10 protein-coding genes and 3 pseudogenes are annotated in these 14331 nt (G+C 34.2%); all 13 read left to right on the forward strand.

Going from position 1 to position 14331, the window contains the following annotated elements:
• The first annotated feature begins 22 nt into the window (after positions 1 to 22).
• Positions 23 to 571, forward strand: coding sequence for a benzoate transporter (locus tag AD998_09405; protein ID KOY86331.1), 549 nt, complete (start codon positions 23 to 25; stop codon positions 569 to 571).
• A 117-nt stretch (positions 572 to 688) separates the two neighbouring features.
• The gene (locus tag AD998_09410) at positions 689 to 3040 is read left to right on the forward strand and encodes a hypothetical protein (GenBank protein KOY86332.1); all 2352 of its coding nucleotides are present in this window, start codon (positions 689 to 691) and stop codon (positions 3038 to 3040) included.
• Positions 3041 to 3135: 95 nt separating this feature from the next.
• Positions 3136 to 3756 carry a ribonuclease H gene (locus AD998_09415; GenBank protein ID KOY86333.1) on the forward strand — a complete coding sequence of 207 codons (621 nt, stop codon included), beginning with the start codon at positions 3136 to 3138 and terminating at the stop codon, positions 3754 to 3756.
• A 181-nt stretch (positions 3757 to 3937) separates the two neighbouring features.
• Entirely contained in the window at positions 3938 to 4732 is a 795-nt protein-coding gene (locus AD998_09420) for a thymidylate synthase (GenBank protein KOY86334.1), read from the forward strand.
• Between the two features lie 8 nt (positions 4733 to 4740).
• The gene (locus AD998_09425; GenBank protein KOY86335.1) at positions 4741 to 5538 is read left to right on the forward strand and encodes a hypothetical protein; all 798 of its coding nucleotides are present in this window, start codon (positions 4741 to 4743) and stop codon (positions 5536 to 5538) included.
• Between the two features lie 193 nt (positions 5539 to 5731).
• The gene (locus AD998_09430) at positions 5732 to 6892 is read left to right on the forward strand and encodes a 1-deoxy-D-xylulose 5-phosphate reductoisomerase (protein ID KOY86336.1); all 1161 of its coding nucleotides are present in this window, start codon (positions 5732 to 5734) and stop codon (positions 6890 to 6892) included.
• A gap of 73 nt (positions 6893 to 6965) precedes the next feature.
• The gene (locus AD998_09435) at positions 6966 to 7562 is read left to right on the forward strand and encodes a hypothetical protein (protein KOY86337.1); all 597 of its coding nucleotides are present in this window, start codon (positions 6966 to 6968) and stop codon (positions 7560 to 7562) included.
• A 25-nt stretch (positions 7563 to 7587) separates the two neighbouring features.
• Positions 7588 to 7995 (forward strand): hypothetical protein, encoded by a 408-nt coding sequence (locus tag AD998_09440; protein KOY86338.1) that lies wholly within the window; start codon positions 7588 to 7590, stop codon positions 7993 to 7995.
• Positions 7996 to 8121: 126 nt separating this feature from the next.
• Positions 8122 to 8811 (forward strand): annotated as a pseudogene (locus AD998_09445) (hypothetical protein).
• Positions 8812 to 9544: 733 nt separating this feature from the next.
• Positions 9545 to 10273 (forward strand): annotated as a pseudogene (locus AD998_09450) (hypothetical protein).
• Between the two features lie 617 nt (positions 10274 to 10890).
• A pseudogene (locus tag AD998_09455) lies at positions 10891 to 11355 on the forward strand (flagellar motor protein MotB).
• A 114-nt stretch (positions 11356 to 11469) separates the two neighbouring features.
• Positions 11470 to 12669: an S-adenosylmethionine tRNA ribosyltransferase gene (locus AD998_09460; protein KOY86339.1), complete on the forward strand. Its 1200-nt coding sequence runs from the start codon at positions 11470 to 11472 to the stop codon at positions 12667 to 12669.
• A gap of 194 nt (positions 12670 to 12863) precedes the next feature.
• The gene (locus AD998_09465) at positions 12864 to 14306 is read left to right on the forward strand and encodes a chromosomal replication initiation protein (protein KOY86340.1); all 1443 of its coding nucleotides are present in this window, start codon (positions 12864 to 12866) and stop codon (positions 14304 to 14306) included.
• Positions 14307 to 14331: the final 25 nt, after the last annotated feature.

Here is a 14331-nt window from a genome sequence, read left to right on the forward strand (position 1 = left end):
AAATATTGTCTAATAGTATGATATGGAATCTGTTTTAGAAAAGTTAGAAGCTCATCTTTCTCTTAAGAGAACAGAGTTTTACAATAAACTTCAACTAGGGATAGAAACTTCCCAAATAGAAAAAATTGAAAAACTGTTTCAAAAAAACCTTCCTGAAGATTTAAAAAAATTGTATTTATGGAAAAATGGGCAACCTGAGAAACTCTATGAGACTTTCGTTAATAATTCTATGATGATTCCTCTTGAAAAATCTCTCGAAATAGCCCAAAACCTGACAGCAATGATAGGGAAAGATTTTGATAGAGAAAATTGGTGGAATAAAGATTGGATTCCACTATTTCATAATGGTAGAGGCGATTATATCTGTTATGATATGGAAGGAACATTTACAGGAAAAAAAGGACAAATATTACAACATAATCACGATTATGAAGCGAGAAATGTACTAGCACCAAGTTTAGAAGCTTTTTTAGAGGCTATCAACGCTTTCTATGACCAAACACCTAAAGAACAATTTGATGAGTATTTTAAAGTATCATTAGAGGCTTATCCCAAACGATTCAAAGTTTAAAAATAAATATTTGAAAATGAGTTTTTTATATTTTGACATGAATTTGCCTTAAATGTTTCATTTCATATTTTCTTTTTCTTTTATATCTTGCCTTCAAACTTTATAATCAGAAACTCCATGAAACTACATATTTTAGGTATCAGACACCACGGCGTAGGTTCTGCAAAATATATAGCTGAAGCTCTTGCTGCCCTTAAACCTGATATTGTTTTGGTAGAAGGTCCTCCTGAACTAGATTCTGTAACTTCTTGGATTACTCATAAAGAAATGAAGCCACCTGTTTCGGTGCTTGCCTATAATATCGATGAACCTTCACAGGCTGTTTTTTACCCGTTTACACATTTTTCTCCTGAGTGGCAGGCAATTACGTATGCCCTCAAGAATGATATAAAAGTGCAAATGATGGATTTGCCCTTAAGCCACAGTTTTGGGATAGAACTTGCCAAAAGAGCTGAACAACAAAAGCTTTTGGAAGAACAAATGGCTAAAGAAGCTGAAAACGCTGAAAATGAACCCAAAGATACTCTAGAAAACGAAACTGAAAATACAACAGCTACTCCTGAAGAAATCATTCCAGAATATGTTCCCAAAGACCCTATCAGCCATTTGGCAGAATTGGCAGGTTATGACGATTCAGAGCTTTGGTGGGAACATCATTTTGAGCAAAACCATATCAAAGGTTCTTGGGAAGACCATTTTGAGGCTGTTTTTGAAGCCATGAAAGTCTTAAGAGAAAACTTGGAAAATCATGCTTCTCAAAGAGATGATGCACGAGAGGCTTATATGCGAAAGCTTATCAGAGAAGCTAAAAAGCAAGGATTTAAAACGGCTGTAGTGATTTGTGGTGCTTGGCATGCTCCTGTATTAGAAAATTTTGAAGATAAGCAAGTTACCAAACAAGATGAGGAAATGCTCAAGCCTTTACCTAAAACAAATGTGGGTTGTACTTGGATTCCTTGGACAAATACACGTTTGAGTATGTTTACAGGCTATGGAGCTGGTATTGTTTCGCCAGGTTGGTATGATCACCTCTGGAAATATCCCAAAGACAAAGGTACTCGCTGGCTCTCGAAGGTTGCCAGACTTTTCAGAGATAAAGATATGGATACCTCTACAGCTCATGTTATAGAGGCTTTTAGGCTTGCTGAAGCACTCGCTTCTATGCGAGATCTCTCTCGCCCAGGACTGATGGAACTCAACGAGGCAACCCAATCTGTCATTTGTTTTGGAGATAAAATACTACTTAAACTCATTGAAGAAGAGCTAATTGTAGCCAAAGTAATGGGGAAAGTACCCAGCGATTTACCTAAATTGCCTATTCAGGCAGATTTTGAGAGTAGATCCCAGAAAAATCGTCTGGATGTCAAGGATTTAGATAAAACATACGAACTCGACTTACGCAAAGATTTAGATTTGAGTAAAAGTGTCTTTTTACATCAATTGCAAATATTGGGTATCAATTGGGCTCGAAAGCAATATACTTCAGGTAAAGGAACATTCAAAGAAAGTTGGTTTACACGCTGGAAGCCCGAAATGGTGATAGACTTGATTGAAAAAGGTTTTTGGGGAAATACTGTTGAAAAAGCTTCTACACAATATTTACTAGATAGCATCAAAGACAATCAGAGTATTGCAGAACTCTCCAATATTGTAAAAGAAAAGGCTTTTCCTGCTAAAATTTATGAGGCAATAGACAAAATTCTTGTTAAAATAACAGAATTATCCTCTATCTCAGCAGATGTGATTGAACTAATGGGAGCATTGCCCAATTTGGTAGATACAGGTCGTTATGGCGATGTTCGTGTTCGTGAGGGCGACAGAACAGTCATCAATGCACTCGTAGATACATTTGTTCGCCGTATTTGTATTGGTTTGCCCAATACAGCGTATGGTTTGGACGAAAAAAATTCATATAGTCTTTTTGAGAACATCAAAAAAGTAGATGAAGCTATCCAACTTTTTCAAATTGAAGAATTGGCAGAAATTTGGTATAAGGCTCTTAAAGTGATTTTGCATAAAGAAGGCATAAATGGAATTATTGTGGGTTGTGTGTGTCGTTTGCTTTTAGATGCTAAAGAAATTAGTCCTGATGAAACTGCTAACGAATTTTCGCAAGCTCTTTCAGTAGGAAACACCCCAATGGCTTCGGCTGCATGGCTCGAAGGCTTTTTAAAGGGCAGTGGTATGATACTTATCTACGACCATACTCTTTGGAATATTTTGTATTTGTGGGTAGCTCACTTAGAACAGCCTACATTTATAGAACTCATGCCAATTTTAAGGCGTACGTTCTCTAAATTTGAAGTCCCAGAACGCAAACAAATTGGAGAAAAAGCAAAACATGGAGCAGTACAAGCTCAAGATTTGCTTGTGGAAACAGGAGAGTCTTTGCATACATCGCCATTGTTTGATGAAGAAAGAGCCTTGAAGGTTTTAGAGCCACTGAAAGCAATTTTAGGAATAGGATAAAACAACAACTATAAAATATTCAATTTTAAAGTGCTAAATGGTAAACTTTCCTTTTCCATTTAGCATTTACTATTTAAAACTTACAATTCAAATTCATGGCAAAAAAGAAATATTATGTAGTTTGGAAGGGAAGGCAGGCTGGTATTTATGATTCTTGGGACAAATGTCAAGAACAAGTTTCAGGCTTCACAGATGCCAAATACAAATCTTTTGAAAGTCAAACAGATGCCCAAAAGGCTTTTAAACAAGGCTACTCACAACATATAGGTAAAGAAGCCACTGTTAAGAAAAAAACAGAAATTAAAATACCCTATAAAGAATGTTTATGTGTAGATGCTGCCTGCAATATGCAAACAGGCGATATGGAGTACAGAGGCGTTCATTATCCATCTGGTAAAGTGATTTTCCACCAAAAAGATTTTAAAGATTCTACCAACAATATTGGTGAATTTTTGGCAATAGTACATGGGTTGGCTTTTTTACTCAAAAACAATGTACAAATGCCCATTTACTCTGATAGCAAAACGGCTCTTGCTTGGCTTAGAAACAAACATTGTAAAACAGAACAAGCTGAAACAAAGCAAAATGAAGACGTTTTTGAACTGATAGACAGAGCAGAAAAATGGTTACAAGAAAATGATTACAAGCATATCCCTGTACTCAAGTGGGAAACAGATACTTGGGGTGAAATCCCTGCTGATTTTGGAAGAAAATAATATTTATTTAAGGGGTTTATTGTGGTGAAATTTTGAGAAAAGAAAAAAGAGTATAAACTTATCCTTTTTCTTTATTCCTTTCTCCTAAAAACTATAATATCTACAAAGCATAAATAAAAATTATTAAAAAAATGCTAATTTTGCAACCAAATACCCATTACTCATATCTTTATACTATTTTATGAAGCAATATCACGACCTTTTAGAACATATTTTAAATACAGGAACTCAAAAAACCGACAGAACAGGAACAGGAACAGTCAGCGTATTTGGCTATCAAATGCGTTTCGATTTGAACGAAGGTTTTCCGTTGGTTACGACTAAAAAAGTACATACAAAATCTATTATTCATGAACTACTTTGGTTTCTGAATGGCGATACGAATATCAAATACCTCAAAGATAATAATGTAAGCATTTGGGATGAGTGGGCAGATGAAAACGGAAATCTAGGACCTGTTTATGGCAAACAATGGCGTAGCTGGCAAACTCGTCAGGGTGGGACAATAGACCAAATCTCTGATGCTATCAAGCAACTCAAAACCAACCCTGACTCAAGAAGAATCATGGTTTCGGCATGGAATGTAGAAGATTTACCAGCCATGAAACTCATGCCTTGCCATGCTTTATTTCAGTTTTATGTGGCTGATGGCAAACTTTCTTGTCAGTTGTATCAACGTTCAGCAGATGTATTTCTAGGTGTGCCTTTCAATATTGCTTCGTATGCCTTGCTGACTATGATGTTTGCACAAGTTTGTGATTTAGAATTGGGGGATTTTATTTGGACAGGAGGAGATACACACTTGTATCTGAACCATTTGGAGCAGGCTCGTTTACAGTTATCAAGAGATTTTCGTCCATTACCTACTATGAAAATTAACCCTGATGTAAAAGATATTTTCAGTTTCAAATACCAAGATTTTACACTTGAAAACTACAATCCACACCCTGCCATCAAAGCAGAAGTGAGTGTTTAGATATATTTATGAAAAATCCTATTCGTAGAAATAAAAATATAGGAACAAGCAAACAAGGAATCAAGAAGCAATCTATTTTTAGATTGCCTTTCGATTCCAAAAAAATGCTGGATTTTTACGAAAAATTAGGTAGATACAAAAAATTAGAAATAGATTTAGAGAATAAAAATATATTATTTGTTGTAGAAAGTACAAAAAAGGATTTTATTTATACGTGTAGTATTGAAGATATTGTTCATATATTAAAATCAGTCGATTTTAAATATTGGGAGGCATTAGAAATGGTTGTATTAAGACAACCTAAGAAAAAAGAAATTTTTATTTCACCTGTTTGGGGGAGACTTATTTATTCATATTCTTTTGAAAATCAATATAAAAAAGCGATTATTTTAGAGAGTATTAATTGTTCTAAAAAGCTTAAATGGTCTAAAAAATTAGATATAGACAATCAGAAAGAATTGGATAGATTAAAAAGAGACGGACACCTCATTCTTGAAAAAAAGAATCAATACGACATACAAATCAATATTGACAGTGCTCGTAATACACAGTTATACAGAACTTTATTACATGAAATAGGTCATTTGTATCATTTTGCCATTACAGAAAAAGAAACATATAAGAATTTTTTATCATCTGAAAAAGAAAATTTTGCTTACCAGTTTTCAGATAGAATGAAAAAAGAATTGGAAGAGAAACAAATAATACCTTTTAAAAGAAAACTAAATATGGAATTCTTACAGAATTATAAACTAAATCAAGAAGACTTTGAAGTGCCTGAATTAAACAAAAACCTCCAATCATAAGTTTATGAGTGATGAATGATAAAAAAAATATTGTTCATCGATAAGTGTTCACAGATAATTGTTAAAATATTATGCCTTTCAAATACGCAGCCATCCTAATATTTACCCTTACCGCCTTAATTTGCGGAATAGGCTACTATTTAGATTACAGAGACAAACACCCTAAAAAGAAAAAATCCTAATTTTATTTTTTATGCAAAAGAAAAGAGTTGCTATTTTAGGCTCTACTGGCTCTATTGGTACACAAGCCTTAGAAGTGATAGCTGCCAATCCCCATATTTTTGAAGTAGAAGTCCTAACAGCTCAAAATAATGCAGATTTGCTCATTGAACAAAGTTTGCAGTTCAAACCCAATACGGTTGTTATCGCCAACGACACACTTTATAATAAAGTGGCAGAAGCTCTACAACCCCATGATATAAAGGTATTTGCAGGAGCAAATGCTCTAAAATCTGTGGTACAGATGGAAACTGTGGATATTGTTCTGACTGCCCTTGTTGGTTTTGCAGGCTTAGAGCCTACACTCAAAGCCATTGAAGCCAGAAAACCCATTGCACTTGCCAACAAAGAAACACTTGTAGTGGCTGGGGCTATCATTACCGAAATGACAGAACGCTATAAAGTGCCTATTTTGCCTGTGGACTCTGAGCATTCGGCTATTTTTCAGTGTTTGGCTGGAGAATTTCACAATAAAATCGAAAAAATTATCCTGACAGCTTCTGGTGGACCTTTCAGAGGTAAAAAAAGAGAAGATTTAATAAATGTTACCAAAGCCCAAGCTCTTAAACATCCCAATTGGTCTATGGGGGCTAAAATTACTATTGACTCAGCTTCACTGATGAACAAGGGTTTGGAAGTAATAGAAGCTAAGTGGCTTTTTTATTTAGAACCTTCTGAAATTGAAGTGATTGTTCACCCTCAATCCATTATACACTCTATTGTACAGTTTGAAGATGGCTCTATGAAGGCTCAGATGGGTTTACCCGATATGAAACTGCCCATTCAGTATGCACTTGCATATCCAAATCGTATCGCTTCTGATTTTCCAAGATTTGATTTTACAAAATATCCCAGTCTTACTTTTGAGCAACCCGATATAGAAACCTTTCGTAATTTGGGGCTTGCTTTTGAGGCTCTTAAAATGGGTGGAAATGCTCCTTGCATTCTCAATGCAGCCAATGAAATAGCTGTTGAACTATTTCTAAAAGATGAAATAGGCTTTTTACAGATGTCTGATTTAGTAGAAAAATGTGTGCAAAAAATAGACTTTATCCAAAACCCTACAATTGAAAATTTGCTACAAACAGATACTTTTACACGTCAAAAAGCAAGAGAATGGAGTAGAGAGGTATAAAAAAACTTGTTTCTCTGAAAAAAAAATATAATTTTGTGATAGTTACCTCTAATTAAACGCTATCACATTTTTTATGAAAATAACTTACAATGCACCCTTTACACTTACTTTTGCTTTGGTGGCTACCATCATAAGAGTTTTAGGTGATGATGTAACCAAAGGTTTTTTTGCAGTAGGCAATACCATGGATGTGAGTAATCCTATAGATTACTTCAGGCTTTTCTCACATGCCATAGGGCATGCCAATTGGGATCACTTATTTGGAAACTTCTCTTTAATTCTAATTATTGGACCTATTCTTGAAGAAAAATATGGTACAAAATTACTCTTGCTCATGTCGTTTGTAACAGCCCTTATTACAGGAATTTTGAACGTTACTTTTATGAGCAATGGCTTATATGGAGCAAGTGGTATTGTATTTATGATGATTTTACTTGCTTCTTTTACCAACATGAAAGCAAAAGTTATTCCTCTTACATTTATTTTGGTATTAGTTTTGTATATAGGTAGAGAAGTTTGGAATAGTTTTGGAGAAAACCACGTTTCACAATTTGCTCATATTTTTGGGGGCTTATGTGGTAGCATATTTGGTTTTTTTATTGGTAATCTTACAGACAAAGGTTCTACTATCAATACAACCCCAACAAAAACAAATACACCCAGTTTTTAAATTTTCACAAACAAAAATATCAATCATGAAATCAGTTGTTTTATCAGTTTTATTCTCTTTAATGTTGTCTGTTGTTTACGCCCAAGACGAAACAAAACCTTTTAAACCCGAAAAAGGCATGGTGAATCTTTCTTCATTAGGAACAAAGAAAGTTACCTTAAAAGTAGGTCAGAAGGCTTACATTCAATACAAGATGCATGCTTCAGTAGGCATTTGGGCTGATGTAACGAGTTCGGATGAGTCAGTGCTAAAAATAGTTAAAACACATACTCGTTTTCACCAAAAACAAGTTGCAGGTATGGCAGGTGGAGATGCATCTACTGTAACAGTAATTTTTCAGGCAGTTAAGGCTGGAAATTCGCAAGTAAAATGTATCAATAAATTTCGTTCAGAAATTGAAAAAGAAACAGAAGTTGCTATTGAAGTGAAATAATCATCATCATCAAAAACAAAAAGTATGAAAAAATTGATTAGTACACTATGTATCATTTTTTTGGGGTATTGGGCTTTTGCACAAGAACAATACAGTTACGATTTACCCCCCGAAAAGTCAAAAGCTATCAGTAAAAAAGCTATTACTACACAACTACCATTTAGCAAAAATCCTTCAAAAATTGAAGTAGATGTGGTAGGGAAAAATATGTTTTTTGAAGGAGATATAGCTGTTGTAGAAACTGCTAAAGCAAAAGCTGTAGGTATCAAAGGCGATAACTATCGTTGGACAAACGCTATTGTTCCATACAAAATTGCAGATGGACATCCCAGAAAAGAGTTAATCTTACAAGCTATTGAGCACATCAATGCAAAAACCAATGTTTGTATTGTGCCACAAAGCTCAGAAGCAAATTATGTGGAGTTCGTCAATCAGGATAATGGTTGTTGGTCGTATGTAGGTATGATAGGAGGCAAGCAAGTAATTAATGTGAGTGTTAATTGTCCTTTTGGTTCAGTTGTACACGAAATATGCCATGCAATGGGTATGTGGCACGAACACACCCGACCTGATAGAGATAAATATGTGAAAATCAATTGGGATAATATTCCAGAACAAAATAAGCATAATTATGAAGCAAGAACTTATGATAATAGTTTAGAATTTGGAAATTATGACTATGACTCTATTATGCACTATGGAGCATATGGTTTTAGTATCAATGGGCAACCCACCATCTCTTGTACATCTACATGTAATATCGGACAAAGAGAGGGCTTGAGTAAAGGAGATATTGAAGCTCTTAACGAAATGTATCCCAAAGCTGGGTGTAGTAATAATACCAATGTTCAAAATGGTAAAAAATTTGATATGGAAACCACTTACATTTTACCTGAAAAACTAAAACAAGCAAAAATAACGCTTGAAATAAATAATACACGTCAAGAGTTAAATTTGAGTCAAGACGGAAATTTAAGAGGCATACTAAAGTTTAATCTGCCCAAAGAAGGTAAATATTTATATAAAATTACAGTGGAAAGTACCAATCAAAATGGACAAGCTAAGACGAAATCTATAACAGGTGAAACATGGATTTCGGCTAATAAACAGTATGAAGTAGCAAATACTCTTGACCCTGTAGGTGATATAAATAATCTGGTGCTTCAAGAAAGCACAGAGTTACCTGTAATGGTAAAACAAGGAGCAACTATTTATAATAGTACAGACAAAGAGTTAGAGTTTGAGCTTAGCGATGATAACCTTACTTGGCGTAAGGAAAAATTATCTTCTAAATCAGGGAAAAAATATAAATTTGGAGCAGGAAAGCAACTCTATGGTTATCTGAGAGTAGCCACTGAAAACAAAGGATATATCTATTATCAAGTGTTATTACCACGAGAATACCAATTATTTTGGAACGAAACCCGACTGCGTTGGGACTTGACAGAACAAGAATAATCAAAAAAGGCTGTTGGTATCACTAACAGCCTTTTTTATGATACAATGAAACAAAATAAATATTGAGGTGTTTTATTCATAAAAAACAGACATGCTTTATCTGAAAAATATTTCAAAATCTTATCAGGAGCAAAATGTTGCTTTAAAAAATATTAATTTAGAAATAAAACAAGGTGAAATGGTTTTTGTGGTAGGAGAAAGTGGTTCGGGAAAAAGTACCTTAATCAAGATCATGGCTGGCATACTCAATCCTGATGGTGAAAATCCAAGCATTTACCTAGATCAAGAGAAATTATACCCAACGATAGAAAAATTGATTGCGGGTTATCCATCTATCAAAATACTTCAGCAAAATAACCCACTTTTGCCATTTCATAATGTTTTTGAGAATTTGAGAATTCCTTTACGCAGTTTTACAAAAGAATATCAAGAAAAAAGAATTCGTGAACTACTGAAACTCTGTCATCTCGAAAAAGCTGCTCAAAAGCTTCCTAGAGAACTCTCAGGTGGGCAATTACAACGCATTGCATTGGCACAGACATTGGCAGATGAACCTTCTATTTTACTTTTGGATGAGCCTTTTAGCCACCTTGATACTTTCACCAAAAATACTATCAGAGAGGATATTTTTAGAATTTTACGAAAACATAAAATTACTACTGTTTGCATCAGCCACGATACGCAAGAGGCTTTGAGTTATGCAGATAGAATCATTGTGATGAAAGATGGAAAAATTATACAGCAAGGTACACCCGAAATGCTTTATCAATGCCCTAAAAACAGCTATATAGCTACACTTTTTGGAAATGAAAATATTTTAAGCCCCGAATTTTCTGAAAATTACTGGCAAAAACCACAAAAAGCTTGTATTCGGACTGAGCATATCAAAATTTCTCAAATACCTACTCTATGGGAAGCTACTATCCAAACCCAAAAATATGTTGGTAAAGGCTACGAAGTACTTTGTACCATTGGAAAGCAGAAAATAAAAATGTTTAGTCCTCAAAAAATAGCGAAAAAAAGCATTTTTATAGAAATAGATGAAAAAAACATTCATTTCTTCTAAAAAATCTTTAAAAGAATATGTACTATATTATCAGATTTTCATATTTTTGACTTCAAAATTAAAAACATATTTAACAACATAAAACACGATATAATTTTATGAGTACAAATCCTAAAAATGATCAGGAAGATGAAGATGTAGTAGCACTTTGGTGGATATTTGGTGGTTTAATTGTGGTGTTCGGACTTACTTGGTTTGCCTATAAACTCAAAGATTATAAATCAGGGACACCTATTGCAAGTTATTTTTCTTCGGAAAAAGCAAATACTGATACCATTAAAGTAGAAACTCCTGTAAAAAAAGATGAACATGAAGGACACGACCATGCAGGACATGACCACAGCCATACCAAACACGCTATCGTCAAAGAAGAATTGGGTAAATTCAAAGAAGACAAACTTCCTGATGGTATAACCCTTGAAATCCCTGAGTTGGGTATCGAAAGTAAATTGCTTGCTTTTATCAAAGATAACACCAAACCAGTAGATAAAACGACTTGGTTCGATTTTGATAGATTATTATTTGAAACGGGTAGCTCTAAACTCAAACCCGAATCGCAAGAGCAATTAGAAAATATTGTAAAAATCTTGAAGGCATATCCTAATGTGGAAATTAAGATTGGAGGCTATACTGATAATGTAGGAAACCCTGCAAACAATCTAAAACTTTCTCAGGAAAGAGCAGATGCTGTAAAAGCTGAAATGGTAAAATTAGGCGTTACAGATACTCGTGTAGCATCTGAAGGCTATGGAGACCAGTTCCCTGTGGCTGATAATAATACAGAAGAAGGAAGAGACAAAAATCGTAGAGTTTCTGTAAGAGTTACTAAAAAATAAAAAGAATAATATTTTAATTTTAAAAGCCTAAATGCTTCGCATTTGGGCTTTTATTTTGAGAAAAATTACCTAATTTTGCAAAAAAGATAGTAAAAACTAAAAATCACGATTACCTTGGAATCCTTCAATCTACAAGATTATATTTACGATTTACCTACACACAAAATAGCCCAACAACCACTTGCCAAACGAGATGATGCTAAATTGTTGGTTTATCAACATGAAACTATCAAAGACTATACTTTTCATCAAATCCCTGATTTGTTGCCTGCTGATAGTTTTTTATTTTTCAATAATACTAAAGTAATTCCAGCTCGTTTGTTTTTTACAAAACCTACAGGAGCAACGATTGAAATATTTTTATTAGAGGCAAAAGAGCCCTCTAATATTGTAGCTATTACAATGGAGGCTAAAAAAAGGTGTGTGTGGAATTGTATGATAGGCAATCGAAAACGTTTCAAGGAAGCTCTACACCAAGAATTAACCATAGAAAACCAAACTTTGCATCTGCAAGTCAATTTGCTGGAGGAAAATGAAGTGGAATTTGTTTGGGATAATGATGCTATTTCTTTTGCTGAAATTTTGCATTATTTGGGAAAATTGCCTCTACCACCTTACATCAAACGAGAAGCTCAAAAATCTGATGAAGAACGTTATCAAACTGTTTTTGCAGAAAAGGAGGGAGCTGTGGCTGCTCCAACAGCCAGTTTGCATTTTACAGAAGAAGTGCTTGAAAAACTGCAACAAAAAGGGATTCTTTATGATTTCCTGACGCTTCATGTGGGGGCTGGTACATTTCAGCCTGTCAAAGAAACAGACGATTTCAGAAACCATACCATGCATGCAGAACAAATAGTGGTTTCCAAGAAAAATATTGAAAATATTCTCCAAAATCTTGATAAAACCATTGTGGCAGTAGGTACAACAGGCATGCGTACCCTTGAGAGTATTTATTGGTTTGGAGCAAAAATTATTGACCAAAATATCACAGATACAACTATTTGGGTTGAAAAACTACTGCCTTACAGCATTCAATCACCTGCTTCACCCAAAGAGGCATTGGAAGCCATTTTGGATTTGATGCAAAAAAATAATTTGGAAGAGCTTAGAGGACAAACAGAAATCTTTATTTTTCCAAGTTATAGGTTTAAAATATGTAAAGGACTCATTACAAATTTTCACATGCCCGAAACTACACTTATTTTGCTTGTAGCTTCTTTTATGGGTCAAAATTGGCGAAAAGTTTATGAACATGCTTTAAATAATGAATACCGTTTTTTAAGCTATGGAGATTCCTCTTTACTCTTAATCTAAATTTTTTTTAAAAATAATAATTTGATTATAAAGCTTTTGTAGTTTTTTGAGAGCTTTTAAAAAAAACTTAACTTTCAGTTGTGAAATTTTTTTAGCACTTTTGTTCCCCTGATTTAAAAAAAATACGTATTTAGTATATAAATAAATAACTACAGACAACGACTGTGCTTAAAACTTCAATTTTCCATAATCCGATGATAAAAGACCATAGAGTAGTATGGGAAAATTGCCTACGTGTAATTCAGCAGTATCTGCCTGAGCATACCTTCAAGACTTGGTTTGGTCCTGTGGTACCTGTCAGTCTTCATAATAATATCTTAACAATACAAGTACCCAGCCCATTCTATTATGAATGGATAGAAGAAAACTATGTAGATATTTTACGTAAAGCTATAGACCAAGAATTGGGTGCAGAAGGAAAACTTGAATATTCGCTTGTTGTGGATAAAGGAAATGCTGAAAGCCTTCCCAAAACCATGACCGTTCCTAATAATAAAATTGAATTGGACATCAAAAGTAAAGAAGAAAAGCCCAATCACGATTTGCAGAAACGTAAACAGCAAATCATGAAAGAGCATGATGCTTTTTTTAGAGATATTCAATTCAATGAAAATTATACATTCGATAATTTTGTAGAAGGAGACTGTAATAGATTGGCTCGTTCAGCAGGTTTTGCTGTAGCTAAAAAACCTGGGGTAACAGCATTCAACCCTTTGATGTTGTATGGAGGTGTAGGACTTGGTAAAACGCATTTGGTACAAGCTATTGCCAATCATGTTCGATTCAATTCTCCTGAAAAAATAGTAGTTTATATTTCTTCCGAAAAGTTTGTTAATCAGTTTATTGAAGAGCTTAAAAGCAATAATCTTCAAAAACTTACAAATTTTTATCTTAAAATAGATGTATTGATCATTGATGACGTTCAGTTTCTTTCAGGAAAAGAACGTACACAGGAAATGTTTTTCCATATCTTCAATCATTTACATCAACATGGCAAGCAAATCATCATGACAAGTGACCGTCCTCCAAAGGAACTTCAAGGCTTGGAAGATAGATTGCTTTCTCGTTTCAAGTGGGGACTTACAGCGGATGTACAACAACCCGATTTTGAAACAAGAGTTGCTATTATTCATAGAAAACTTCAAAATGAAGGCATTAGCATCAGTTATGATGTAATTGATTATCTTGCTCATAGCATTGATAGTAATATTAGAGAGTTGGAAGGAGTAATTGTTTCATTAATGGCAAGGTCAAACCTTGATAGAAGAGAAATAGATGTACAACTTGCTAAAGAAACTGTAAGACATATTGTTAAGAAAGTAGATGATCGCCGTCCTGATGATGTAGAAGTAGGTATAGATTCTATTCAAAGAACTGTTTGTCAATATTTTGGTGTAACAGAAGAAGAACTAAAAGGAAAAGCAAGAACCAAAGCTTTGGCACTTGCTCGTCAAATGGCTATGTATTTGTGTAAAGAATATACAGAGTTTTCTTTGAAAGCGATTGGGTTTCATTTTGGGGGTAGAGATCATAGTACAGTGATTCATGCGATACAAACCATCAGTGATTTGAGAGAAGTAGATAGCAGTGTTCGTAATGATGTAGCAGCACTCATGAAGATTTTAAATAAAAGATAATATTAAGAATTATAAATCAGCTAAA

This window comes from bacterium 336/3 (assembly GCA_001281695.1).
Classification (GTDB): domain Bacteria; phylum Bacteroidota; class Bacteroidia; order Cytophagales; family Thermonemataceae; genus Raineya.